The 26,433-nt window shown below is 59.7% G+C and carries 17 protein-coding genes and 6 pseudogenes; 7 read left to right on the top strand and 16 right to left on the bottom strand.

Annotated features, from left to right (window positions below; translation table 11 throughout):
• Positions 1 to 5: 5 nt before the first annotated feature.
• The 5 genes and pseudogenes from cybH to IVB05_RS07915 all read right to left on the bottom strand — a co-directional run.
• Positions 6 to 761, bottom strand: a complete 756-nt coding sequence (cybH, locus tag IVB05_RS07935) for a Ni/Fe-hydrogenase, b-type cytochrome subunit (RefSeq protein ID WP_247783786.1) — start codon at positions 759 to 761, stop codon at positions 6 to 8.
• A gap of 16 nt (positions 762 to 777) precedes the next feature.
• Entirely contained in the window at positions 778 to 2,568 is a 1,791-nt protein-coding gene (locus IVB05_RS07930; RefSeq protein ID WP_247783785.1) for a nickel-dependent hydrogenase large subunit, read from the bottom strand.
• Between the two features lie 30 nt (positions 2,569 to 2,598).
• Entirely contained in the window at positions 2,599 to 3,690 is a 1,092-nt protein-coding gene (locus tag IVB05_RS07925) for a hydrogenase small subunit (protein WP_247511866.1), read from the bottom strand.
• A 345-nt stretch (positions 3,691 to 4,035) separates the two neighbouring features.
• A pseudogene (locus IVB05_RS07920) lies at positions 4,036 to 4,544 on the bottom strand (nickel-dependent hydrogenase large subunit); the annotation flags it as partial.
• Positions 4,541 to 4,714 (bottom strand): annotated as a pseudogene (locus IVB05_RS07915) (HupU protein); the annotation flags it as partial. The pseudogenes IVB05_RS07915 and IVB05_RS07920, both read right to left, overlap by 4 nt.
• Before the next feature lie 197 nt (positions 4,715 to 4,911).
• Here IVB05_RS07915 and IVB05_RS07910 point away from each other — a divergent pair.
• The gene (locus IVB05_RS07910) at positions 4,912 to 5,109 is read left to right on the top strand and encodes a hypothetical protein (protein WP_247783784.1); all 198 of its coding nucleotides are present in this window, start codon (positions 4,912 to 4,914) and stop codon (positions 5,107 to 5,109) included.
• A gap of 1,936 nt (positions 5,110 to 7,045) precedes the next feature.
• Positions 7,046 to 7,387 (top strand): hypothetical protein, encoded by a 342-nt coding sequence (locus tag IVB05_RS07905; protein ID WP_247783783.1) that lies wholly within the window; start codon positions 7,046 to 7,048, stop codon positions 7,385 to 7,387.
• Positions 7,388 to 8,021: 634 nt separating this feature from the next.
• Here IVB05_RS07905 and sctV read toward each other — a convergent pair.
• From sctV to IVB05_RS07875, 6 genes are all read right to left on the bottom strand, one after another.
• A complete protein-coding gene (gene sctV, locus IVB05_RS07900; RefSeq protein WP_247783782.1) occupies positions 8,022 to 10,145 on the bottom strand; it encodes a type III secretion system export apparatus subunit SctV in 2,124 nt (707 codons plus the stop codon).
• Positions 10,126 to 10,569 carry a histidine kinase gene (locus IVB05_RS07895; protein WP_247783781.1) on the bottom strand — a complete coding sequence of 148 codons (444 nt, stop codon included), beginning with the start codon at positions 10,567 to 10,569 and terminating at the stop codon, positions 10,126 to 10,128. The genes sctV and IVB05_RS07895 overlap by 20 nt, the downstream gene beginning before the upstream one ends.
• A gap of 2 nt (positions 10,570 to 10,571) precedes the next feature.
• Entirely contained in the window at positions 10,572 to 11,108 is a 537-nt protein-coding gene (locus tag IVB05_RS07890) for a hypothetical protein (protein WP_247391128.1), read from the bottom strand.
• 36 nt (positions 11,109 to 11,144) lie between these two features.
• Complete coding sequence (locus IVB05_RS07885) at positions 11,145 to 12,035, bottom strand: FHA domain-containing protein (RefSeq protein WP_247783780.1); 891 nt, start codon at positions 12,033 to 12,035, stop codon at positions 11,145 to 11,147.
• 126 nt (positions 12,036 to 12,161) lie between these two features.
• Complete coding sequence (locus IVB05_RS07880; RefSeq protein WP_247344795.1) at positions 12,162 to 12,446, bottom strand: hypothetical protein; 285 nt, start codon at positions 12,444 to 12,446, stop codon at positions 12,162 to 12,164.
• Positions 12,447 to 12,513: 67 nt separating this feature from the next.
• Positions 12,514 to 12,699, bottom strand: a complete 186-nt coding sequence (locus IVB05_RS07875) for a hypothetical protein (RefSeq protein ID WP_247290861.1) — start codon at positions 12,697 to 12,699, stop codon at positions 12,514 to 12,516.
• A 629-nt stretch (positions 12,700 to 13,328) separates the two neighbouring features.
• On the opposite strand from IVB05_RS07875, the gene IVB05_RS07870 reads away from it, so the two are divergent.
• On the top strand, positions 13,329 to 15,254 hold the full coding sequence (locus tag IVB05_RS07870; RefSeq protein WP_247783779.1) for an HrpF/NolX family T3SS translocon protein: 1,926 nt from the start codon (positions 13,329 to 13,331) through the stop codon (positions 15,252 to 15,254).
• 40 nt (positions 15,255 to 15,294) lie between these two features.
• On the opposite strand, the gene IVB05_RS07865 is transcribed toward IVB05_RS07870, so the two are convergent.
• The gene (locus tag IVB05_RS07865) at positions 15,295 to 15,714 is read right to left on the bottom strand and encodes a transposase (protein WP_026233566.1); all 420 of its coding nucleotides are present in this window, start codon (positions 15,712 to 15,714) and stop codon (positions 15,295 to 15,297) included.
• A gap of 1,767 nt (positions 15,715 to 17,481) precedes the next feature.
• On the opposite strand from IVB05_RS07865, the gene IVB05_RS07860 reads away from it, so the two are divergent.
• A complete protein-coding gene (locus IVB05_RS07860) occupies positions 17,482 to 18,315 on the top strand; it encodes an effector protein NopP (RefSeq protein WP_276578742.1) in 834 nt (277 codons plus the stop codon).
• A 20-nt stretch (positions 18,316 to 18,335) separates the two neighbouring features.
• Positions 18,336 to 18,584 carry a hypothetical protein gene (locus IVB05_RS07855; protein WP_247787441.1) on the top strand — a complete coding sequence of 83 codons (249 nt, stop codon included), beginning with the start codon at positions 18,336 to 18,338 and terminating at the stop codon, positions 18,582 to 18,584.
• A gap of 1,320 nt (positions 18,585 to 19,904) precedes the next feature.
• Here the strand turns inward: IVB05_RS07855 and IVB05_RS07850 are convergent.
• Positions 19,905 to 21,319 (bottom strand): annotated as a pseudogene (locus IVB05_RS07850) (ISNCY family transposase).
• A gap of 142 nt (positions 21,320 to 21,461) precedes the next feature.
• On the opposite strand from IVB05_RS07850, the pseudogene IVB05_RS07845 reads away from it, so the two are divergent.
• Positions 21,462 to 21,587, top strand: a pseudogene (locus IVB05_RS07845) (transposase); the annotation flags it as partial.
• Positions 21,588 to 21,617: 30 nt separating this feature from the next.
• Here IVB05_RS07845 and IVB05_RS07840 read toward each other — a convergent pair.
• The 3 genes and pseudogenes from IVB05_RS07840 to IVB05_RS07830 form a co-directional block, all read right to left on the bottom strand.
• A pseudogene (locus IVB05_RS07840) lies at positions 21,618 to 22,633 on the bottom strand (helix-turn-helix domain-containing protein); the annotation flags it as partial.
• Positions 22,634 to 22,672: 39 nt separating this feature from the next.
• The gene (locus tag IVB05_RS07835) at positions 22,673 to 24,130 is read right to left on the bottom strand and encodes an IS4 family transposase (protein ID WP_247783778.1); all 1,458 of its coding nucleotides are present in this window, start codon (positions 24,128 to 24,130) and stop codon (positions 22,673 to 22,675) included.
• 119 nt (positions 24,131 to 24,249) lie between these two features.
• Positions 24,250 to 25,284, bottom strand: a pseudogene (locus IVB05_RS07830) (recombinase family protein); the annotation flags it as partial.
• A gap of 464 nt (positions 25,285 to 25,748) precedes the next feature.
• On the opposite strand from IVB05_RS07830, the gene IVB05_RS07825 reads away from it, so the two are divergent.
• Positions 25,749 to 26,141, top strand: coding sequence for a hypothetical protein (locus tag IVB05_RS07825; RefSeq protein ID WP_247787440.1), 393 nt, complete (start codon positions 25,749 to 25,751; stop codon positions 26,139 to 26,141).
• Positions 26,142 to 26,433 lie beyond the last annotated feature (292 nt).

Genomic DNA, 26,433 nt, shown 5'->3' with positions numbered 1-26,433 from the left:
CGGTATCATTCCAGTTTCTCAGTCGCGGAATGCCGCTCGCCGGAGATCATCGAGGAGATGATGCTCTGGCGCGACATGATGTCCTCACGGACCGCGGCGTAGATGTGCACCATCACGAACGCGACCAGCGCCCACATGCCGAGATGATGCCAGGTGTGAACGTCCTGGCTGTTCGGCCAGATCGCGAACACCCAGCCGAACAGCTTGTGCTGCCAACTGTCGATGCCCGCACCTTCCGAATAGAGCGCAAAGCCGGTAACAATCATGAACGCCACGAACAGCGTGAAGCCCGTGAACATCGCGGTCCGCGCCAGCGGGTTGTGGCCGACATACATCTTCGGCTCGTGCTCCAGGAACGCATACCAGCGGATTTCATGCAGCACTTCCTTCCAGAAGTGCTTGCGATGCACCGGCAGATAGAAAATCTGCCGGGAATGCTGATTTCCGACGAAGGCCCACAGAATGCGGGCAAGGAAGAACACCGCCAGCACCTGCCCCGCCGCGAAATGGGCAAAGCGGATATAGCCCATCACGAAGTTCGCCGAGGCCTCGCCCTGGACCGACGGCAATGGCGTTCCGATCAGATAACCGGTCACCATCAGCACGATGATCGAGAACGCGTTCACCCAATGGCAGATCCGCACCGGCGCTTCGTAGACATAGACGGCGGGACGGCCGACCCCGTGTTCGCCGGCCGCATCGGCCGCTATCGCGGAGAGGTCCGGCTCGGCTTCCGCCGGACGTGCAGCTACATCCATCATGGCGTTTCCCCCTGCTTCACCTGATCTTGACGCTGGCCATTTCCTGGCCGTCCGGACTCATGACATGCGTGGAGCAGGCCAGGCACGGATCGAAGGAATGGATCGTGCGCAGGATCTCCAAAGGCTGCTCGGGATTGACCATCGGGGTGTTCATCAGCGAGGCCTCGAATGCACCGATGTTCCCTTGCCGATCGCGCGGTGAGCCGTTCCAGGTGGTCGGCACCACGCACTGGTAGTTGTCGATCTTGGTTTCCTTGATCTTGATCCAGTGCGCGAGCGCGCCGCGCGGCGCCTCGGTGAAGCCAAACCCCTTGGCCTCCTTCGGCCAGCTCTCCGGCTTCCACTTGTCGACGTTCGCGGTCGAGCTGTCGCCGGCCTTGATGTTGGCGACGAGCTTGTCCTGGAAGTAGCGCATTTGTCGTCCGGCCCAGACCGACTCCAGCGCGCGCGCCGTCGTGCGACCGAGCGTCGAGAATAGCGCCGACAGCGGAAGGTTCATATCCTTCAGGAACTTGTCGACAGGATCCTTGAACTCGGCCTTGTTCTGCGCATAGCCCACCACCCAACGCGCCAGCGGGCCGACCTCCATGGCGTGACCCCGCCAGCGCGGCGCCTTGATCCATGAATATTTTCCGCCCTCATCGAGCTGCTCGATCGCGGTCTTGGTGCCTTTCGCATTGGGCCCCAGCACGTAGTTCGGCTCGGTCACGCCGTCCCAGGGATGCAGTCCCTTGGTTTCGTCGGGATATTTGTACCAGGAGTGAACCACGAACTCCTGGATCTCATCGGGGTTGGCATGATCGACGGGAAGCACCTCCGAGAGATTGCCGTTTATGATGGCGCCCCGCGGCAGCTTCAGGCTCTTGGAGGAGTAGTCGTTGGCGTGTTCCGGCACGTCGCCATAAGAGAGTACGCTCTTGCCGGAAAGACCGCCGCCGTAGAGCCAGTCCTTGTAGAACGAACCGATCGCCGCCACGTCGGGCAGGTAGACCTGCTCGTTGAACTCGATCAGGCGATCGATGATCGACGAGATCAGGTTCAGGCGCTCGATGTTGATGGCACCGACCGCGCCCGTGCCGTCGACGTTGATCGGACAGGGCACGCCGCCCACGAGCCAGTTCGGATGCGGATTCTTGCCGCCGAAGATGGTGTGGATCTTGACGATCTCCTTCTGGAAATCGAGCGCCTCCAGATAGTGCGCGACCGCCATCAGATTGGCCTCAGGCGGCAGCTTGTAGGCCTTGCTGCCCCAATAGCCGTTTTTGAAGGGCCCCAACTGCCCCGACTCGAAGAACTTCTTGAGACGGGTTTGCAGGTCCTTGAAGTAACCTGGCGACGACAGCGGCCAGCTCGAGATCGACTGCGCGAGCGTCGAGGTTGCCCGCGGGTCGGCCGAAAGCGCGGAGACCAAATCGACCCAATCCAGCGCGTGCAGGTGATAGAAGTGAACGACGTGGTCGTGCACCTGCAAGGCAAGCTGCATCAGATTGCGGATCGAATTGGCGTTCTCCGGAATGGTGATCCCGAGCGCGTTCTCGACCGCGCGCACCGACGTCAGCGCGTGCGTGCCGGTGCAGACGCCGCAGATCCGTTCCGTGAACGCCCAGGCGTCGCGGGGATCGCGGTTCTTCAGGATCACCTCGATCCCGCGCCACATCGTGCCGGTGGAGACTGCGTTTCGGATGACGTTGTCGGCGTCGACATTGACCTCGACCCGCATGTGACCTTCGATACGGGTCACCGGATCGACGACGATGCGCTTGCCGGAATTGTCGAGATTGAAGCCGTTGGGAGCCTGGATACCCATGATTTTCTTACCCTTGGATCTCTTTGGCGCTTAGCTGGTGTGGTGCGCGTCTTCGCGCTTGCCGGCGAGCCGCTTCACCGCGGTCACCGCTGCATGCGCGGCGACTGCCGCACCGACGGCTCCGGCCGCCACCATGCCGATCTGGTCGGCGTTCTTCTCGATGCCGAACTGCTTGATGTTGGTGAGACGGTCGTAGAACGAACCCTTGTCCCAGAATCCGTCTTCCGAGCAGCCGATGCAGCCATGACCCGACTGGATCGGGAAGGAGACGCCGCCATTCCAGCGCACGGTTGAGCAGGCGTTGTAGGTGGTCGGGCCCTTGCAGCCCATCTTGTAGAGACAATAGCCCTTGCGCGCCGCCTCGTCGTCCCACTCCTCGACGAATTGGCCGGCGTCGAAATGCGGCCGCCGGTAGCACTTGTCGTGGATGCGCTGCGAGTAAAACATCTTCGGCCGGCCCTGACGGTCGAGCTCGGGCAATTTGCCGAAAGTGATGATGAAGGTGACGACGCCGGTCATCACTTCGGCGATCGGGGGGCATCCCGGCACTTTGATGATCGGCTTGTTGGCGATGACCTTGTCGATGGGCGTCGCCTGCGTCGGATTGGGCTTGGCCGCCTGCACGCAGCCCCACGAGGCGCAAGCGCCCCAGGCGATGATCGCCATCGCATCCTCCGCCATCATCTTCAGCTTCTCGACGAACGGCTTGCCGCCGTCGATGCAGAACATGCCGCCTTCGTTCAGCGGCGGATTGCCTTCCACCGCGAGAATGTATTGCCCTTTGTGCTTGGCGCGGGTCTCTTCGAGGATCGCCTCCGCCTGGTGGCCTGCGGCCGCCATGATGGTGTCGTCATAGTCGAGCGAGATCATCGAGAGCACGGCATCCTTCACCAGCGGGTGCGCGGAACGAATGAAGCTCTCGGAACAGCAGGTGCATTCGAGGCCGTGCATCCAGATCACCGGCACGCGGGGCTTGGTCTCGAGCGCGTTCGCGATGCGGCTCGCCGCCAGCGGCCCGAGGCCGAGACTCGTCGCAGTCAGGCTGCAAAATTTGTGAAAGCTCCGACGCGTGATACCTTGACGCCTGATCACGCTGTAAAACGTTTCCGTCGCCGCGCCCATGAATCCTCCCGCCTCGGCTTGGACTTGTCTATGACGCCAAGGAAAGCAAGAAGCAGGCCAAGCACTGGGAGCGTAAGGAAAGTAGAGTGATACCAAATTGTTGCAGATTTGAATTGCTCGAATTGCGGTGCGCGCATGCCCCGACCGAGAAAAGCGGAAACAATTCGATTTCAGGCGACAACGAAGTTTCCCCCCCCCCCCCGCGCGACAGACCACTCAATGCGCGGTGCACACCATCCAGGGATCGAACGAGCGCACGACGTGCTGGATGGCGACCGAGCGTGCGCCGGCGTCGCGGACGTCGGTGCCGATCAGCGCCTGCTCCAGCGGGCCGCCGACATCCGCCGGTTGGAAGGCCAGACTAAGCGGCCATTTCCCGGCGAAGATACCCATGGGTTCGAGCAGCCGCGCCCGCGCCGGCAAGACATCGCGTGCCGCAGTGCCGCGCGTCGCTGCGAAACGGTCCCGTGCCTCTCTCATGCCAGGCGTGCGCGGCACGGCCTCGCGAGCGAAGTCCGGCATGAAGAAGATGTAGAAGTGCGTGAGATGATCTGCGGCATTCTCCGCCGCATGCGCGAGATTGGTGGCGAGAATCCCGTTCGGCGCGACCTCGGCCGCCATCGCATCGCGAAGAGCGGCTGCCGCGGCGACCGACTGCGAGACCGAGCAGATGCCGCAGATCCGCGGCGCCAGCGCCAGCGCCTCGAGGGGCGGACGCCCCACCAGGATCTGCTCGAAGCCGCGATACAGCGGCGCCGTCACCTCCGCGCGCATGACCCGCCCACTCTCGACATCGAGGCCAACTTCGAGATCGTCCTCGACGCGTTGAGCGGACCGATCGTGATGCGCGTCATGGCGTGCGCTTGGCCGTCGGACGGCCGGGCGGCACGACCACGCGGTCCGCGGTCGCATTCAGCCGCACCCGCCGCAGCGTCGCCGACTTCGACAGGGCCGCGAGCGCCACGAACCAGGTCTTGGGCATGTCGGTCGGAAGTCCGACGGGAATGCCGGCAAGCTTTGCGGATGTCTCTCTTCACAGTGAAACGCGAAGCGACTTGCTCCCGCGCGACCTCCCTCGGCGCGACAGATCATCTTCAAGGGAGCCACGTGACCGGGCTGGCTTATCGGCCCGATATGTGCAGTTTTCGCCTCGCTGGCGAGCACGCCTGAATTCCAACAGCGCAAAGCGACGGCGACTCCGAACAGACACGTGGACAAACGTTGGAATGGCTCATCGACCACCTGGATGAATTCCAAGCAGCGGTGGCCGCCGGCGCGATTCGTTTCCGGTTCGCACGCCACGCCCGTGCTGCCGTCCGCAAGCCCTGCCCCGACGCCTCAGTGATCGAACAGAGCGCGGCGGCTATGCTCTACACACGAGAGGCGGCGAGCCGTTTTCGAGCGGACGCTAACGAATAAACAGGCAAAGGGGCGGCACCTTAAGCTCATAAGAAGTTGGAACGCGGCCTTGGGCCTCAGCGGGATCGGCCTAGATCTTGTGATCTGCGGCAGCCGCTTCATCGGCAAGGTCCTCGCGAACCGACGCATCTATGTCGCCACCGGGCAGTGTCTAGCGCACCCTCAACGCGCCCTTGGCCGGCACATATCGCCGGCGGCTTGGCCCAGAGTATAGTATGCACAGACGTGGCTTGCCCCATCAGTAGAGACCGTTCGGGCCTCGGCTGATCCGAACTCCTCTTCAATCGCGGGACACACCAACTGCACGTCCGGCTCGAAGACGAAGCCGCGTAGCACAGGCGTCACTTCAGCTTGATCTGGACGTCACCACGGCAGAATGCCTTCGGCAATGCCGAAGCCGCACGACTTTCCGGTCGCGTCAATGTCGAGATCGCCCAGCAATGATCAGAACAAAATTTAGCTGTCTGTGAAGCTCCACTGTCACATTCAACGGGTCCTAGTCATTGTATTCGTTTTGGGCACAGCTGAGCCACTGACTGCCACCTCAAAACGAAACATCGTTATCAAACGTTTTGATGGACCATCAGGAGGCTGGGACATGCTGGGCCCTCATCGTTAGATTCTAAGTTTTCAGGATTTTGCGCCATGTCATATCCACCCCCTCAAACCAAGCTGCATGCTGTGCTGAGAGGTGCTCTGGAGGATGCTGTCCGGATGGTGCCTGAAGCAAAGCGGACGTCTTCATTGAAGGCTTGCCTCGCCGAGAAGGTTCTAACTCTGGCCGCGCGGGGTGAGAGCAATCCAACGATCCTAACTCGTCTCGCCGTGCTGACAGTGCAGAAATCCTGTCATGGCTGTTACGGATGTGAAAGGTGGTAGTCGCACGGAGGAGCCCGCGAAGCGCGAATTGATTAATTTGAACTGGAAGGTCGGGCTTTCTGGCGTCACAGTAGCACGGTTGGCGATAGCTTTTCGCTGACGTGATGGAGATTCGTTCACTATGTCATGGCGTCCGCGTGACCACCCACGCCGAGGCCAAACTTATCGCATATAAAATAGGACAGAACTTCCTTCGATCTGTAAACCGCCGCCACTGCCTCGCTTCGGGAATGTCGTTTTCGCGACACACAAGCGTGCATTGAAACACGACCGCGTCGGAATCGAACACAACACACATTTGCCGAATACCGGAATGCACATGCAGGGAGGACCAGACTTTGATGACGGAAACGATTGCCTTGATCACGCAGGCGAATACTACCAAGAACCTAAGTACTGTTCGCTCGAAACGTCGGCTGGTTCTGCGACGTGATATCCGCGAAGATCCGCAGCATCCCGCACAATGGCGCTCGCGTCGGTGTAAATGGGCTGCGTCGCAGAGATGGACCCGCGAGGGCCATCGCCGCAATCCTTCAGTCGAGCTCCGCTGGGATCGCTCCAACCGCGCGCGTATTGTCATTACCACTAAAACTGTGATGCCGTGCGACATCCGCGTCGAAGGACTAGCCTTGCATCTCACGTCGCGTCAGGTTGTAGAAACTTACGAGAGACGGCGCTTCACCGCGGATGCCATACCCACGGTGCGCCTAAATGCCAGGACTGGAGGTAGTGAACTGCAATCACAGCAAGAGCGAAGACAAAGTGGCGGGCTGGAAAGCCCTCGCTCTCGGCTCCAGACGATGATCCATATTGGTGATTGGAACAGATCGAAAGCGCGCGGGCGCTGAGATTTATCAAGCGGCAGAATTACAAGACCTTGCAGACGTTTGGCGGAGCGGCATTCGAGCGGGAGCGGGACGCGCTGGCCTCGATTTACGATCGATCAGACAGTATATATTAGCCGCCGTGGCGGCTATCTCTACAATTTCTGGAAGGACGCCAACAATCCACGCGGCCTCTGGCGACGAACCACTCTGGACGAATTTCGAACGCCGCGTTGTGGGAAGTTCTGCTCGACATCGACCAGCTCGCTATCAGCGAGGGTGAAGACTGGCTTCTGAATGCGACGGCCTCGCTGCCCGGGGCTCATGGACGCACGATGCTGAGCCTCTCGCGGCGCGGCAGCGATGCTGTCACCTTGCGTGAGTTCGACATCGACGCGAAAGCGTTTGCTCGCGATAGCTTCGTGTTGCGGAAGCCAAGCGCGACACTGAATGGATTGATCCCGATACGCTGGTGCTGTCGAGCTCTTATGGGCGGGATATGGCGGCGACATCTGGCTATGCGCGCACGGTGCGGCTGTGGCGGCGCGGCACGGGGGCAGATCAAGCTCCGGTGATCTTTGACATTGCAGCCGATCATGGCAGCGCCCACTGCAATGTCGATCATACCGTTGCGACGGCGCGGATGTGGTTCGTCGATCAGGTCAGCGCGCGTCCGGGGAGCTTTGCTCTACCGAGCTACACCACCATCGGGGACACGACCTTGCGCCATATCGCGGACAACGTGATTTGGTCACGCGAGATCGGGATATACCCCGCGCTGTCGCGATTGCTTGTATTGCGGTTGTGGCTCACCAAGCGTCCCACGTTGTTGAGGTTAACGCATTTGTCTTCGCATATAGGTCACAGGTTCAGGCAGACGTTGACGAGCACCTCAATGCGAGCGCTTTCGCATCGACACGCAAGACCGATCCGCTGCATTCATCTTCTTTTCTGCTTCAGCGCGTCGTGCAAAGCTCCTGGTCAGGAGTCCGGCCAATCGCGCACTCAATGCGTTCGCGCATAGCTGGATCGATATCTTTGGCACCGAGCAACTTTGGCGCCGGCGTCTCCTGCATTTGAAGAGCTGGTTTATCCCAGCTAGCGCAACTGCAGAGCCCCAGAGTGGCGAAGAGAGCCGAGCACGAAAGCAGACAAAATGAACCCAAGCGCCACCGCGCTGCCTTCCGACGTGAATTCATGCGGTCCTTCTTAGATTGACTGTTGCGACTGTGAATCGGCTGCAAGGCGCGTGTTGCGGAGTTCCTCGGACGGGGCGTTGTCGTCCTTTGCAGCTGCGAGTGTAATGGATCCAACAGGCTGGATTGTGAAGTCCGAGGCAAGGTCCTGATAGGATAGAACAGCAAGATCGATCCCATTACGGGTGAGAAAGCCGCGGACAAAGCGTCGTATATCCATCGAAGCAAGGATAACGGGCTTGATCTGCCCCCGAACTACGTTCGAATGTATCTGACGCATTTTTGAGAGCAGCGCCTCGCTTTGCTCGTCGCTCAAAACCAGGTAGGGTCCTTTGGCAGTCTCTCGAACCGCGCTGCGCACGATATCCTCGGTTTGACGTTCGATGATAAAGACGGGCACGACGCGGTGTGCGTTGGCATACCGGTGGCAGATTTGCCGTCTCAGACCGGAGCGAACATGTTCCGTGAGCAAGACGACGTTTTGTTCACGTCCGCTCCATTCGGCCAATGCTTCCAAGACCAGTCGTGTGTTCCGGATCGGAATACCCTCCTCCAGGAGGCGCCGCAAGACGTCGGCTACTTTAGGGATCGGCGTCGTACGCAACACCTCCTTGACCAGATCGGAATATTCCGTCTCCATGCGGGCCAGCAACTGGCGCGTCTCCTGGATACCCACCAAGCACTGTGCATAGCGGGTCAACGCCGAATGGACGCGCAAGGCCAGGATTTCAATGGGACGGTGGTGCCCGATGCCGGCTGCTTTGAGAGCCGGTGCATTGCTCTGTTCAATCCAGATTTGATCCGTCTCCCGGTCATGCCGAAACGGGATGCCACTCAATTCAATGTTGGCCGGATCGTCGTGGAGTGCGAGCTGGGTTGGATCAATTAACTCCTGCTCGACGGGCACGCCCTCGACATCCACCCTGTACTGCAAGTCTGGCAAGCGCTCGTCGACCTCGATGGGGATGCGCGGAATTGTGATGCCGAGATCAGACGAGATCAGTCCCGAAACGCGTGCAATGTGCTGTTGCAATTCTTCTTTGTCGATCGCCCGTGTCAGACTTGACGCAAGGAACAACGCGATGGGAAGCGCCTCCGCAGGCACGATTTCCTTGTTAGACTGTGTGGGAGCCGGGCGAGAGACATCAGCGCTTTTCTTGCCGCTTTGGGTCCCACCGTCGGCAAAGCTCGCTGCCGCAAAGACTGCAGCCAAGACGAGAAAGACAGGGAGCGGAAAACCCGGAATAGCCCCCATTACAATGAGGACGCAGGCAGACAGCCGCAATGCGTGCGAGTTTGCTGTGAGCTGGTTAACGATGTCGGTCCCAAGATTGAGCCTTACGACCCCATTTACACGAGTGATGATTGTCGCAGCTGTAATCGAGAGCAGCAGCGAGGGAATTTGTGAGATTAACGCATCACCTATGGTCAGCAGGGTATATTGATGCAGCGCCGCCTGGAAAGACATGCCCTTGGAGAGCAGGCCGATGGTGATCCCGCCCAGCATGTTGACGCAGATAACCACCAATCCTGCGATGGCGTCGCCCTTCACGAATTTCATGGCGCCATCCATAGCCCCGTAAAGCTGGCTTTCTTTCTCCAATGTAGCGCGCCGGCTGCGGGCTTCGTTCTGATCGATATGGCCATTGCGCAATTCCGCATCGATTCCCATCTGCTTGCCTGGCAGAGCATCGAGCGTGAACCGCGCCGCCACCTCCGCCACGCGTTCAGCCCCCTTGGCAACGACGATGAACTGCACCATGGTCACGACTAAAAATATGACAATGCCGACGACGATATTCCCCGATATGACGAAATCACCGAACGTGCGAATGATGCTGCCCGCATCCCCCTCAGCCAAGATCAGCCGCGTCGTTGATACGGTGAGCGCCAGACGGAATACCGTGGAAATCAGAATGACGCCTGGCAAGGACGAGAAATCAAGTGGAGTGCTAATATAGAGAGCGACCATCAGCAGCAATATGGCGAAGCCCAGATTGAAGCCGACGAGCGTATCGATCGCCACTATCGGGATCGGCATGATCATCATGCCGACCGTCAGAAGCAGCATCAACGCGACCATCAAATCGGAGCTGGCCGACGCGCGCGCAATGATCTTACGCAGGACGCTGGTCATGGGGACCTTCCGATCGTTGATTGATCAGGCCAGTGCCGTCACGCAACGAGACATAGCGTTGGAATGCGGCGAGCGCCTCGTCTATGAGGCCGGCCCGCCGCAGGGCGTGGCTACGCAACAGCATCAAAGAGATACGCGCCGAGGGTTCGTCATCAAGTGTGCTCAGTCTATCTATGACCTGCAACGCCTCACCTCCGAGACCTTCCAAGATGAGGGCATAGGCGAGAATCCGTAATAGATCGACATCTCGCGAGTCCTTGCCGACGATGAGTCGCAAGAGAGCAACGCATTCTGCGCTCTGCCCACATGCAAGGTGAAGATAGGAAAGTGTACAGAGCAAATCGCGCTCCTGCCCTGAACGCAGTGAGACGTTATCGGATTCGGAAACGTTGGTCGTCCGTTGCGCTCTATCGGAGTTGAACATTGTTAGGCTTCGATCAAGCTATTCCGATTCTGGCGGAGCAGCGCTAGCCAGTGCAGTCCCTGCCGTAGGACCACGATACCGTCCCCAGCTATTGGATCCGCAGGCGCTGCCGCCAGCTTATGGACGAGACCTTCCAGAACAATGCTATACCGCTCTGCCCGCAGCATGTCTGGATGACGAAGGCTTGGCATGACGAAGGAGAGTAGATCGTGCGCGATATCGCGCCCGTAGAGCGATGCCACCCCAGCGCGTTGCTCGAGCTCATAAATGCGAGTGCGCATCTCGTTGAGACTGACACGCCCGACTGCATCAATATCTTTGGCCCCCGATGCGGCTTCGATCGCTACATCCAGCGGCATATAACGCGTGTTCAGCTCGCCCCAGATCGACGCCAGCTCCTTCTCGCCGTTTGCACGAGCACCGTCCGCCTCACCTTTATTGGGTTGGATGGTCGGCCCTATCGCTGGTTGATGATGGTGCTCGCTGAGTCTCTGCAAAGCAGCGCCAGGCCCGACATCGTAGCGGGACACCTTTGACATGACGATCTCCTTATCCTTCCTTCGGGCCCGGAAAGCCTAATACGGAACGGCAACAACGCGGCCATTGCGGCTTAGCAACACACGCCCATCCTCGATTCGAGTGACCGCCCATCCGTCGGTCAAGAGAGCGCCGACGAAATACTTCTGCCCACCGACAAGCAGATAGGGCTGGGGTCCGCGCGAAACAGCTTCGATCGCGATTGAGGATGGCTGCTTTTCCTCCTTGACGATCACTCCGTTCACAAGTGTCACCGCGCCGTATGTACGACCATCGAACCATTGCTGGAGCTCCTGCCATTTCGCAGCGGTTGCAGGCGTGACTTTTCCCTCAGCGCTAACAAAACCCGGCCCCGAACCAACCCTGATATCGAGCAGGCCCGCCTTATCAATTTCCTGTTTCAGCACTTCGGCCGCAGCCTGAGCTCGCCGATCGTCAGGCCGGTTCATACCCAGCTTGGGTACAAGCTCTGCGGCAGGCGGAGCAATGCCGGTCGGTGCACTTCCGCTGGCTTTGAAGAAAATCGTCGAGAGACTGCCTACGCCAAGAAAGCTGAGGAGCACGAGGGCGAGAGCTGAGATCCAAACGCGCGAGAGGCTGATCGACCGAGCCTCAATCGCATTCTGCATCGACCAGCGAATAGACATGGCGCCCGCACGAATGACGGCGGGAAGAAAAAGAACAACACGCTCACCTGCGGCGATATCCCCTTCGCCCTCTGGGGTGCTTACGGTCGCAAGAGCCTCAAGCTCGATTGAATTGCCAACGAGGGTGATACGTAGGTGATGCGGCTCAAGCCCTTGTTCGACGAAAACCATATCCGCGTCGAGGCCGCTACCGATAAGACTCGTTCCGACAGCCGCCTTCCCGCTTAGCCCAGCATAAGGTCCCGACAGTACCTCGAAATGTAAGGAGGCGGCCTCATTCACGGACAATTCTCCGAACTATGAGGAGCACGGCAGGGCGATTGGTCGCACGACTCATTCCTAGGCCGCACCACTCACATCACCCCGACGACGGGAACGGCGGGGCGAGATTCGCCCCGCCTTTCACCGTTATCCGTTGACGCGCTCGCTGGCCGCCTTCCTCTCACTCGAGAGCTCGGTCGTCAGTGCACGCAACTTTATGTCCTGCACCATGGCCTGCTGGTTAACCGCCTTCAATTCGTCGATCAGTTTCTCGAAAGTACCCGTCCCACCAACGTTATCGGTCGCCGAGTTACCGACGCCGGGACCCGCGGACTTGGTATCAGTCTTGCTAGCAGTCTTGCCATCAGTCTTGCTATCATGGGAGTCGTGGACACCACCAGTAGAAGGGCTAGTAGAGCTTGTTTTGGTCATATCGCTTCACCTTCCGTTTTTTTGCTGCCATCAATGGCAACACTCCACTGACGTCGAAGAACCGGCGTCAGGTATCCTCTTCTGTTTCAGCTATAGCTTCGCGAAGATTTGACATGTTTCGCTCCATCGCCTGCATCGCGACGTTGGCAAGAACCGAACCGAACGCCGATTCGAACTTCTGACGATCAGCTACCGACTGCGAGCTGCCAGTGTCAGAATTGGTATGGATCACGCCTTCGATTGCCCCGGCCATCTGGTGCCTCTCACTTCAGTTCCGCCAAAACGGTGGTATCACCACCGAGCGATTCACATTGCTCACGCTACTGGGACTAGCTGTCGAGAAGCTGACGAGAATGAGAACAACCTCACTATCGTCAAGTGAACCCAGCTGAGAGCGCGCATTCGCAGGTACATGCCGCGACTGCCACCGCGCGAATTTCTCGGCCCCACTTTCAATCTCTACATAATGCCGACGAGCGCCAGATCGCGGCGCCGGCCCAACGCACCTCATCACATTGCTCGATCAGCAATGGTGTGATGGCAAGTCAGAGGCAAAACCGCGCGCAGTTGGAAATGCTACCGCGGGAATCGGTGGTGATGTTGTTTCGTGGCCCCACAGCGATCGTCACTCGGGACTGACGACCGCAGGCACCTGCTTTGCGAAAGCGTCAGAGCAGCGTCGTGCCTGCACATGCTCTGAGCCGGAGATGAGTTTCATGAGCACGATGACGCCTCTCCGGGATGTTAAGACGACCGACATTGGCTCGTCCTGCTCCGTCTAAAAGTCGTCAGCTTCTCGAAAGCTCGCCCCCTTAACGTGAAAGCCTCGATCTTACGATGTCGATGCCAAGTATTTACCGCAATGGAATGGAAATGAACCTAATGCAGCTCAACAGCGTTTCGCTGCCCGCCAGTGCAGATCCAGCTCTGTTCGGGCTTGTTCCGGGGGCTTCGTCGGCCTTGGGATCATCCGCGCAGACCCCCGGCCAGATTCGGGAAGGCGAACCTTCGATGTTCGAGGCGATGGTGTCCATCTGCTCGCGGGAAGAGAAATCCGACGTTCCCTCCACGCCACCGGATCTGCTGCAATCAGAGCGACAGATCCCGCAGGATTCGCTGGACCAGTTGTCAGCGCACTCGAAGGCGGCGATCGAGGCGGTGATGAAGGATCCGGTTTTTTCTTCCTCAGTCGATTCCTCCTCGGTCGATTCCTCTTCGGTCGATTCCTCTTCGGTCGACACCCCTGGTGCAGACGCATCGTCGACGGCTGCTCCATCGCCTGACGTACCGAGCACTCCAATGCCAAGCTCTAGGATCACGTGGAACGGCGGCACGCTCACCAATGCCGAGTTGCAGATCGTGGCAGTGCTGAACCGGCACAAGGACCAATGCCCACTCAGCTGGGACTCGCTGGCAGCCAAGGCCAGCGATCCATCGACGCCCCCGGATCTGAAGGAGGCGATCGAAGGATTGCGACGCGATCCAGAGCTCTTCTATGCGATTGGCTCCCAAGGGGACGGCCGCTGCGGCGGCAAGATCAAGGCCAAGGATCTGTCAGAGTTTTCCGCCAGCCATTCGCAGGTTGCTACATTCCAGGAGCAGCAAGCGCAAAGCTACGAGCAGAACTATATTCCATCCGACGGCACCTCGAATGGACAAGCATCGGTCATGACGTTGAATGATGCATTGCGCGAGCTTTACAAGTATTCTGACTACCTGCCCAAGAATTTGAGCCTGGACGATTTCAAGCGGATCGTCGACGGCAAAGCCGACATCGGTAAGTGTCCGCCTCAGCTGATCGCGGCGGCTCAACACTTCCTCGAGCACCCGGACGCCTGGAAGCAGTTGTGCGGTGGTGCGACTGATAAAATCCACAAGGAAGACTTCTTGCAAGTCGCCTCCTCGTCGATGAATTCCACGCAAAGCGAGCTGAACACGCTCGACACGATCAACAAGAATCAGAACGCCTTCTTCGGGGACGGTGACCTGACACGACACAAGTTGGCGAGTATGGTCGAGGACAAGACTCTCGACCCGAAGATACGAGAAGCGGCATCGCAACTGCTCTCGGACCCGATCTTGTTCCGTTTGCTAAACAATTCGATTACGGGCTACAAGACCCATCAGGAGTTCTTCGATTTAGGCGGCGGGCATACGGTCGACTCCGGTAATATCAGCAACAACGACTTCAGGCACTTCTATAGCAACATGTCACCTGCGAACCATACCGTTCAGCAGATCAAGACCGATGTCCCCAAGACCGCCGCTGAACAAAATGCAGTCACAGACATGTTGATGGGGGTATCCGACCAACCCGATGTCGCGTCTCCGAAGAAGAATGGCGGGGTCCTCATGCATGCGGTCGATGACGTAGCCAAGGTGGGCTCGAAGGTGCTCGACTGGGAGGCCACGGCAGTAGGCCTGCTCGGCGTCATTCCGGGACTGGGCGAGTTGGCCGATGGCATATCGATGGTGCTCGAGCTCGAGTCGCAAGCATTGAGCCTTCTGCATACGGGCATTAGCGGAGGTGATATGAAACAGGCTCTGAAAGAGGTTGGCCTTAATCTTGCGGGGCAGGCCATTAGCTTTGTTGCTGGGCCCGAGGTCAAATTCGCGCTGCGCGAGGGCCTCGCAAAGGAGATGCTCGAACAGACCGTGCAGTTCGGCCTCGATACGGCGATCTCGAAAGTGCAGTCCTATGCCGAGGACCATTTGGACGACCTGAAGGCACGCCTTACCGAGCCCATGCAGGCCGCAGGCGTTCCGAGTCAGGTCGCTACGCCGCCGTCGTCTCAGAAGGTGGCCTGAAAGGCCAGTTGCGGGTAAGGTGCGATTCGTATCTACCTTTTCAGGGACGGACGCTTGCAACTTCTGCGCCGCTCGACAGTACGGCCTCGAGAAAGTCGGTATGTGCCACGTCATCAGGGCGAAGCCGCCGCTCGGCGAGCGGCGGAAGAACGCGCGCTGCACTCGAGGCGCACCCCACGCGCGATGAAAGTCGCCTGTAAAAGCCGCCGAGCGCGGTGTCTGTACGGCCCACGGTTACGGCAGCAAGGCGCAGAATTGCCGCCGCCCTACCGCCGGATCCGCGCGTTCGGGACGAGAGCATTCTGCCGCCGGAGACCTTGTCGTTCGGCGCCAGTCCCAGCCAGGAGGTAAAATGCTTTGCACTTCGCCACGAGGAGAGGTCGTCGCCCCATTCAGCGATCAGCTTCAGCGAGAGGTAAGGACCGAGGCCGTCGAGCGTGGTGATGTCCTTTCCGAGCAACGGAACAGCGCCACGCGGACGTTCGTAAGCTAGAGCGTTCGCCTGATCGGTTCGATTCCGACGCGCCTTCAACACGGCTTCGATCCGGGGCGTCGCAGACAGATGCTTTCTCGTGGTAGGCGTCCTAAAGCGCAAGTGCCTGCTCGAGCGCAAACAGACGCTCGGCGCGATAGCTTCCGGTGAGCGCGTTCACGATCGTCTCCGCGCTAGCGTGGCAACTGTAATGGCGCAAGCACGCCAGCGCCTCAGGATCGCGCGGATGAGGCGCAGCCGGTGGCGCCGGTGATGTCGGCGAGACCTGGTGGAGTTGAAGATTATCTCCGTCAAGGCCTTGTGCATATGCTTGATGTGGGAGGCCGCGTACCCAATCAGACGCTCGCGCTGGCGCACGTAGGCTCGCAGCTCCGCAATCTGTCCTTTGGGCCGAAAGCTGGCTCGCGACAGCCCAAACGAATGGAGCCGCTGCAGCCACTGCGCATCGGTGATATCGGGCTGCCTCGAGCATCGGCACCACTTCTGACTCAAAACACATCGGCCAACCGGTCCGGCCGGCGAGGGCCGCGCCACCCTTCTTCTGCGATGGTAGGCGGGGTTGTTCTGGGTCCGATACGCGGTTGACGGACTAAACGACGCCTTGGCGGCGGCCACTGGCGGGCTGACGGTACTTCGTGTAGAGCCTTCTGTCGTTGCCGCCCGTGATGCAAGAAGTTTCTGACCCGTTCGGCGTGTGGACGATGCGCTCTTCTGTCAGGCCTTCCTTTACGGCGTCCTCAGAAGCCGCTGGCCGGTATGGTGATCCGCGGATCAAGTCCAATTCTCATCTCCGAGCACCTCGGCTCTTCAGCTCTAACTGGTTTTCCTGATCCAGATCTGTTCGATCGTTCCGCCCATTAGGGTCGTCCCCTTCTCACACCCTTCACCAACGTCAGGCTATTTCGTGCTGCATTCATCATGATGCCGTCACCTCCTGCGCTGGGTTCCGATAATCCACCTTCCGGGTGGCCATGGCCCAAATCGTCCGAGCCATCTTGGTCGCGAAGGCGATCGCCACGAGCAGTGCGCGGCTTCCGCGAGAGCGCTTCGGCGAGCACAAGAGCTGCGTTTGCGCTCAGGTAATCTACCACTTCGCCGGCGGCCAGACCGTCGTCCGCCACTGATCCAGCAGAGCTGGCTCGAGACCGGAAGACGAGCCGCGGGCGTGGTAGTCGATGGCTCAGCTCCGGCTGCCTGTCTTCTCGACTCGGCTTCGGAAGGCGGAGCTTCCATGAGTTCGAGCACGGCGCGCCCCTTCCTACGCCAACCGCCGATCAGGCGCTCGTCGAACGGCAGTGCCACGTAGCAGGTGACGTCATCCGGAGTCACTCTCGCGATCGCGTTGCGCGCCACGCGCCCACCCGAATATCCGGTCGACACTGCGTGCAGTTCGCTGCCTCGGACTGGGAGTGCCACCAGGTCGAGCAAGCCATCCAGCGCACGAGACGCTCGGGTGGTGGAAGTCGCTTTCCTCGCGGCGCGCTCGACGCCTCGGCGGGTCCGAGTGTCCCGCATCGTGTTCCCCTTGCGACGCGCCGCTTGCACCAGTCCAGCACCTCCTCGCCTCGTTCTGGGTGGATAACGTGGAAGCCTGCATCGCGCAACGCCTCGACGATACGCGGTCGAGCTGCCCAAAGGCGTGGCGGGATTTTCCCTTTATGCGCTGGCGTCAGCTTACGGACAGCTAAGCTGTCTATCAAGCGGGTAAGGTCTAACGACCCGAAACAATGCAAGATGTATGATCCAGGTACAGTCGTCATGTACGGTCGAGTTAACAATTGGCCCGATATTCCGGCCGAAGAACGATATCATCGGGCAGCCAACGCTGAGGAAGCGGGTGCCGAAAGCCAGGGCTTCGCCGATGCGTTCGCTAGAACGCGATTGCAGGAGTCTGCTGGCAGCTCATCTTCGCAACCGAGTTATTCCCTCGTTCGGAAACCTCCTGTGGTCGAGATCGACAGAGCTACGTTCAGGACAGAAGTGAGGACCTTTCATGGCGACGCAATCAACCGCATCGCCAACAATCCACACGAGTACTCGGAATTTGTATCCGCAAGAGCTAAGCGCACAGCAGAGGTCGCTAAGGAATACGGTATCAGAAGAGATTCAGAAGACGCCCGATATTACAGCTACCAATTAGGAAATGTGAGCGTCGGCCTCCAAAGAACGGAGGCCGGATTCAACATGACTGAGTTCGAAAGCGATAAGTGGCGAGAACAGTTCCCTGGACGAAGTGAAGTCACCTCAATTGTGGATTTTCAGGTTGCTCATCCGCTTGTCGCAAACGCCGGCGATATTCTGCTCGAACATCAACTTCGGCAAGACGGCGAACGACCATTGGTGAACTGGCGTCCTGCTAATGCAGAAGCGAAGGCCCGCGCAGAGACAATGGGCTTCGTTGAAGTGGATGAGGACGACATGGTACTTGACCCCACTCAGTCCGCCCAGTGGACAAAAAACAGCCTTGGTGAATGGCAGCGCGCGACTAAATCTCAGCTTTATCTCTCCAAGGTCGACAGTGATACTGAGGTTGCAGCAGATTCCGAAGAGGATGGTGACTTTATGTAATGTGAGATCCGCAGGCATTCATGTTTGGGCAGGCGGTGGAGCAAGGAGCGCAGGCAACCGACAGCTGCGGCAAAGGTCAAGCCTCAGCCGACCGAAACCGACAATTCGACTGGATCCGCGAGGTGCTTTGTAACAACGGCACCAATGTTCACCATCAGGCCGTTCCGAGGTGGTTTCGCCGTTCGATCCTGACGGAGCTCATCAGGATGCACAAGGAAGACCCCGAACTCCTCAAGGGTGGAATCGGTGAGCACCTGTCCGCGGCCTAGCTCGGATGGATACGTTGGTGGTGACGATCGAGGCCGAGGCCTTGATGCCGAACTCGTAAGGCGCTGCCGCCTTGCCTTTGCGATGTACTCGACCTCGGGCGCATGGAAGGAATAGAGTTTCCTGCGCTGCCGCTGCTGTTGCGATCCGCGCATCAACGTCAGTACGGCGTCGTTCTTTCTTCCTGCTCATTTTCTGAACCTCCGTTTGAGAGGCCGCCGCGGCCCGTCACGGGTTCCGAAGCCGGGGAATTCAGGGGGCCGGCGCATCCTTAGGCCGAAACGAAATGAAGGGCGGCCAAGCCGCGCTGCGCCGGCCACCGGCCCCGCAGACCAACAGCGGGATGGGGGCACTTGGCGATCGTTTTGGGCCTCGTATATTGAACCCGCAGGCTGCGTCGGCCTTGCTCCGCCCTCGACCACGCTTCGCACCATCGCCTCTCGACCTTTGGGCATCAAAGGCGCATTCTTGAGGACGTTCATCTGGTCTCTCCTTGGAATACTGAAGCTTCGCAACCTCAGCCTCCTCGGTTCAGACCAGATGGACAACCTCCTGAGGAACCAAAGCTAGCGGAGCGCTTCGGCAAGCGCGTCCTGTCGCTCGATGACGACATTGTTCGATTTCCGGCGGGGTAAAGCGGCGCGCGGCCATGCTCGAATGTGATCGACTCGATGCTCGCCGCGACCGCGAGAGGCCGGTCCTCTGAGGGATGGCCCCTGAACGGCGAATCGAAAAATCGGGCGAGGCCGAAGCCTGGCCCGGTGCGGCTCAACGGAACGCCTCTATCTGCAGCTCGGCCGGCATGCGATCCACGGTCTGGCCCGGATTTCGACCGGACGCCTCGAAATCAATGGTCGTGCTGAAGCCTTCGCCGTGTTGGGTCTGGGGCCAGCACCGGGAAAGCCGCGCAGGCCAGGCTCATCGACTTCGCCGGGGTCTCGGATCAGGGGAAAGGTGCGGGATGGGTCACCAGGAAGCCTGAGAGATCCCGTTGGTGTCCACATGGAAAGCCCGCGCGGAGCACCGGCTTTAACAACGCTCCAGGCCCGATGTCCGGTTTATGGCGCGTCAATCAACGTGAGACAAGGCGGCCGAGTTAGGAGATAATTCACGCTGGCCGCCGGCTTGGCAAGCGCTGATTGACGCTGCGCGACAATCAAGCGGTATGCCGTATGCCTCATGGAGGAATGTTCCCGAAGACGCGATCGTTGCCTCATTTATTTTGCTCCCGAGAAGACGGACGGTCGGTACCTCGGAGGCCGGTCGTGGAGCTGGCCGGGGTTGCGCAACGACCGGCCTCCCCGTAGCGACCGTGGGCGCTGTCACCGCGCAACCGGTGCCTCGTCGAACCGCTCTGCATGATCTGCCGATCCAAACAGCAGCGCGCTTGCCTGCTCGTTGCGCCAGGATTTGAGGCGGCGCTGAAGCGTTCGCAGCAACTTATCCGGATACACGCCCGGATATTCCGCCTGTAGCCTTGTCAGGAGCTCGGCGCCCTTTCGTCACGGCTCGGCCTTGAACCACTCCTGCAGCTGTGGGGTCGCCTGAACGAGCGGATCAGGGGGACGACGACCTCGCTTCGCTTTGAGGATCGGACGGTCCGTCCGTCGAGATGCGCCCTCTTTCCAAGCCGTTCGCAAGCTGGCGAGGAACAAGTCGATCGGCGGGGCCGCAGTAATCGAATCGCCCGCCGACTTCGCGTCGGCAAGGTCGGCCAGACGTTGCTGGGCAGACCGAATGTCACGCAGCAACGCGACCGGGTCCAAGCTGACGCAGATTTCCTGCAGTCGGGCCCGAACCGCATCGGGGGTATCTGGATCGGCTGCCAGCCGCTGATGCGGCGTCGTCGGCGCACTATGCGCCATCGCGCTGTTTTCCGATCAGCTTGAACGACGGCTGCAAGAAGTTCACGAACAGGCGCACTGAGCGATAGAGTTCTGCGAGCAACGCAGCCGCCTCGAGCACTTCAAACCGCCGATAACCAACGATCCGTCGGACCACGGCTCCGTTCTTCTGTTCGACAAACGCCTGGTCGTTCTTGCGGTAGGGTCGGCAACGCGTGAATTCGATGTTCGTCTGCTCACATGCCCTGCAGCGAGAGCGGCAGCTGTCGGCGAACTTCTGTCATCACGGTGCTCAGGAGCGTTTGCTCGCGCACCAGCAACGGCGCACGCTTCGTCCAACAGGGTCGCAATATCCGTGAGCACCAGCGTCTGTATAAAACTGGCGCGCGCCGAGGGCCCACTGTGAGCGACCAGATCGGCTTCGACTAAGCCCGGCGCCGGATCCTTCCAGCCGGCGGACGTCCGTACCGGGATTCCGTCGTAATGCGCTCGCCACCGGGCGGCGCCGCTGGCGTCCACCTTCCTCTCGGATCTTGCCCAGCGCCCCATCGATCGTCGACGCGCTCCCCGCCAGCAGCTTCGCACGGATTTCAGGCGCCAGGCCCATGTGACCGTTCCGTTCCATCGACTCGATCAGGAGCGGCAGCAGCGCTTTCAGCCTCTTGCCGCAGATCCGGCCAAAGCACTACCAGCGCATTTCGTTCAGCTTCCTCGTAAATCCGGCGACGGGTGCGCCGAACCGAGGATTGCCTCATCTCGCCTCGGAGCAGGCGCATCGCATGCTTTCGATGCAAGCCTGTCACAACCACAAACTCGTCCAGAATTCGCGTCTTCTCAGCGCGGCTCGCCTCTCTGTAGCGCTGCCCCACAGCGGCCGTCAGCTCTCTCCGAATATGCTCAGTTGCCTTATTATCGCGCCCGCGGTCCCATCCCACTGGGGAGCAAATTACGTGAGGCAGGCACAGCACAGCATTCAGGAACATTTCAACTGACTTCTTGCCATCCTCGTATGGCTTCCGACCGGGACGATCGCCCATGATGCCCTGCACGCTTGAGGCCGATCCGTGTGCCACATCCAGGCGCACCGCTCTCGAGCGCTTCCTAAGCGACGGTCGCATCAAGCTCGATTCCAACATCGTCGAGCGCGCAATCCGGCCACCAACGACGAACGAGTCATTATGCGGCCTTTCTTCAAGTATCTGTAAACATTGGAATTTGATTTTCCAATTCAAGGTGACACGGGCCACCTTTACGCCCCATCGCTTGAACAACGCGCTCGCTTTGAAGGTCGACGGCTCGGATCTGGTAGGGGGCGCCTCGGACGACTTGCTCTGCTGGCAGAACACCGGCCTTGATCAGCTTGCGGATTCGATGCCTCGTGACGCCGCACTGCTGCGCGGCCTCTCGCAGCGTCAGCCAAACGCCATCCTTCTCAGCCGAAAGATACGCGTGGATACCTCTCACGCGCCGGATCGATCCGAGACGGTGCGCGGTCCAGGTCTTGTCCTGGCCGGTGGGCAATCTCATGCGGTTGAGGGTGGCGGCGATGTTCTCATCGGACCAACGGCCCGCCATGCTGCGGATGACGGCCAGGGCATCGTCAGGGGTTTTACAGTCGTGACCGCCCGACTGTGGCTTGTGGAGCCGGAGTTCGGAATGTTGGCCGCCCTTCCAGTGGATGACGAGAATAATCTCGCGCGCCTCATCATCGACGTCGGCGGTGATCTCGTTCACCAGCGTTCGCAGCAGCTGCTGGCGAGTGCGCATCGTGACGCCGGGCGCCTTCCACGCGGCGTCGAGGTCCTCAGCCAGGCCCGCAAAATCCGGGGTTGGCGTCGCGGCGATGGCCTCCGCCATTGCGGCCAACCTCGTCTCGCAGTCCTGAACGCGGCGTAGGGTCGCCTCCCAATTCTTCTCCAGGGTCGCTGCGATGAGGCGGTTAGCAGGGTCGCAGGCGGCGTAGCGGCGTTCGGCGAGCGAAGCGTCGTACCGGGCCTGTGCAGCTCGAGCTCGATAATCCGCCGCTGTTCCGCTTGACGTTCCATAAGCTTCCGTTCCGCCGCGATGGACGCCTCGATCGCCATCGGTTCAACAGCGCGAATGAGCTCTCGAACAACGGCTTTATCGACGCGAAGTCCTCCGAACATCATACACCGGCGCTGACCCAGCATAATGCTGCCGCGGTCGCAGCGATAGACAGGCTGGGAGGTGTGGCGGGACGCATGCGACGTGTAGTTCACCGTCTTTCAATTACCCACAAATTCTCCTCCGACCATGGCGCCCAGCGCGATGTCGGTGAGGCGTGACAGCCCGCGCCACATAACGGTATTGCCGGGCGGCGGATCGCTGGCGCGGGCGAGATAACCGCCGAGCCGGGCGATCTTGATGAGATAGTGCGAGAGCGTTTTCTGTCTTGCTTTTGGTTTGTCGTTGACGAGGCGATCGAGCACGCCGATTTCAGTCGCAGTCAACGCGAGGGTTGGTGGCGCGTTTGGGGCGGAACGGTTGAGCATCGTCATCCAGAAGACCCGCCAACTCAGGATGCAAAAGAGCGAGATCAGGTTGGTCAGACGCTGGGCGGTCCTCAGCTTCGACTCCTCAGCCTTGCAGCCCGATTTGAGGATCTTGTGGAACACCTCGATCTTCCATCTCAAACCATACCATTCGAGCTTCTCAATGGCGTCGGTGCGGGAACCAACAGGCAGGTCGGTGATCAGCTTCCAATCGATCTTCTTTCTGTTTTTCGGCGTCCCGCGCTCTTCGGCATGGATCACCGTCAGGGTCAGAGCGGGATAGCGCTTCTGCTTTCCGATCGGCGGCAGGACGCGAATCTTGCGATACCTGATCTCAAGAACGGCCTGGTCGGGATCGCCGTTGCTGTCTCTGACTTCGATGCGCTGGAGCCCTTTGACGGCGACCTGGTCCATTTCGTCGGCGATCGTGTGATCCCCGTCTCCAGCCAAGCGGTCGACGCAGGTCCTGATCAGGAAATGAGTTCCGATCTCCTGTGCTGCGCAGAAAAGCTCGTAAATGTCACTCTCGCGATCACCAATATGGATGCATCGTCCCGGATGATCCAACAGCTGCGTAGACTGCTTGAGATTTTCCAACCACCGGACGCTTTCCTTTTTCTCGATGGGAATCCGGGTCGGATTGATCTTCTTTTTAAGCGCTGCCGTCCCCTTGAATTTCTTCCGGGTCCAGAACTTAACGGCCGCCAACCCCAGCGGCACCCCTTCGATTGTAACCGCGAGGCTCGAATGCATCAGGATGCCGCAAACTGTGTGCGATCTGAGGCGACCCGCCTTATCCCGTCCACTGTTTATGCTCTTGGTGATGCCGATCGCTTCTGACTTCTCGCGTTGATAGCTGAACTCGGTTGTATCGTGCAGCACAAGAACGAGACCTTCAGTGGCGGCGGCACGATCACGTGTCGATTGGAAATGGCCGGCCAGAATGTCCGCTTCGCTGACCCGGTCATTAGAGAAGAAGCGGTAGGCTGCCTTGGTATTCGTCCAATCCTGGCAGACGAGCGGAATGCTTTGTCCCATGGCGCTTCCAATCTGCGTGAGCAGTTTGCGGAATCTGTCGCCGAGCCGCGCGTCCCTAAACTCGCATCCACTACTCTCTCGATCAATCCAACATTCACCTTCCGAGGACCGCAAACAGCCTTTTGCCGATCGATCCCTTAATGTCAGCCCCATAGAGCACCCCCTCGCGAATCAGGTGCTCAGAAAGGAATCACAAGTGATTCTTTCGATTCAAGATTTCGCCGATCAGCGGATCAGCCCGAGTGGTCAAAGTTATGGGTAATTGAAAGGTTCACCGTAAGCCGACGGCCGCAACGGCCACAGACGATAAGCCCGACGAGAAGGGCTCGGCCGCCACGACCGGACTTGGCGCCGTCTCGGCAGCGATAGGCGTTGGCGGCGAGTTGCTTCTGGTTGGGCTCAAACTCCGTCCAGTCAATGTACCCCTCGTGGTGTCCTCTCAGGAGAATCTCGCAGTCCTCCAGCCGGCGATAGTGGCCATAGGTCTTGCGGGCGCCGCCATCGACGATCTCGGCGCGATGCTCGCTCTTACCGTAGGCGTACGCGCCTGCGTAGAACGGGTTCTTCAAGATCGAGATGACGTTGCGATAGCGGATCGGCACCCACTCAAAGGACGTCATCTTCTTGCCGTCCGACGGACGCGGAAAATGGATGCCCTCGGCCTTAAGTGAGAGGTGCGCCTGCCGAGCGCTTCCGAGCTGGCGAAATCGGCTGAAGATCAGCTGTGTCGCTTCCTGGACCCTGGCGTCTGGATCGAGACCCAAGCCGATCTCCCGATGCCAGATGTAGCCGATGGGCACTGAAATCCGTCGTTCGCCCCGCCGGGGCCTTCGAACGGGCGGCGTCGAGCATGCGCGCGCGCAGGACGCCGAGTTCGAACTCGCTGATGCTGCCCTTCATGCCGAGAAGAAGTCGGTCATTGGGCCGACAGGGATTATAGACGCCGTCGAGATCGATGACCCGGGCCTCTACGAGCCCGCAGAGCTCGAGCAGGTGGTGCCAATCCCGACCGTTCCTGGCCAGGCGAGAGGGTCGAAACCGAAGACGGCTCCCACGTCGCCGGCGCACAGCCATGCGACAAGCTTCTCAAACCCCGGCCTGGCCACTGCGCCGCTCGCCGAGCGGCCAGGGTCGTCATCGATGACCTCGACATCCCGAAATCCACGTCGTCGGGCCTCATCGACAAGCTCGTACTGGCGCCGCTGGCTCTCGAGGTTGACCTGCACTTGGACCTGGGTGGACTGGCGGATGTAGACGACGGCCTTTCTCTTCAGGAGCGCCGGGGGAAGGATCTCACCGTCCATCATCGGCCCCTCCTCGACTCCGGCCGCTTCCATCAGCAGGCAAGAGCACGGCGCTTCGCTCCGGAACGCTGAGCCCGTTCATCTGCACAGCCTCCAGCGCTATGGTCAGTTGGCGTGGTAACCTCACCTCGGTGACCGGCAGTAATGCGTTCTTCATTGCTTGCCTCCGCGATGACATCTTGGTCATCGGAGGACCCTCGCCTGAGTCTATGTTCCAACAAAAGCCGGCCGAGATCACACAGAGCGGGGACAGCGACTTGGGGCTCACCGACGGTCAGCGCCGCGCACGCGGCGGGATCCAGCATCCACGCCGCGACGACTATGCCGGCGCCATGCTCCCTCAACGAGGACGACATCAGCCCCACCGCGCTTCTCCGAATAGAATAGCCTGACGGGATGACCATAGAGAGCGTGCCACCGGTAGTAGATGGTCACCTCCTGGTCGACACGGGTAGAATATCCTTGCGATGACCATCACGAGAAAAAACGCGCTCTTCGCGGGCAGCCATGGTGGCCGGACCTGGGCCACCATCGCCACGCTGCTGCAGATCAACGAAGATGAACGACGTCGACCCGCACTGTCGGCTCACGCAGACTCTCGAACGGATCGCGCGGCGCTGACCGATCTCTCAGATCGACGCTCTCATGCCCTGGAACTTCCAAGCCTGAACGGCCAAAACTTCGCGCTTACGCCGCTGCCAACACGTCTTTGGTATTCATCGGCGGCGGCGCCTCGCTCAATTAAGGTGCTTGAAAGCGGGGGTAGATCACCAAGCTGCGAGGATTTGCCGCATCGTGAAACGGGTATGAAAGCCAATCAGGCTCGACGCGACAGCGATGGGGGCTTGAAGTCTACGTAGCGTCAGGTTGTACAGTCTGAATCATACATGCGACCTTCTCTGAAGCTTCATGATCCCTCGGAGAGGCTCGGTTGGTTGTAGCGAATGTGAGGACGTTGAACTGAAGAACTGATGAGGAAGCAGAGCTGCAGTGCAAGTATCGAAACCCGGACGCCTTCCAACAGCAATGGGGCGGCCCAATTTCGATCGCGATGGGCCTGATGCCATCTTGCCCTGAAGGAGGGCGGCAACACCGTGGGTTTTTGGATCGTGCGAGTATTTGGGTTTCGTTTTTCCTGGATTGTTTTGAGGT

It is taken from the genome of Bradyrhizobium sp. 170 (assembly GCF_023101085.1).
GTDB lineage: Bacteria > Pseudomonadota > Alphaproteobacteria > Rhizobiales > Xanthobacteraceae > Bradyrhizobium.
Note: the sequence above shows the minus strand (reverse complement) of the source record. Positions and strands in the feature narration are given on the sequence as shown.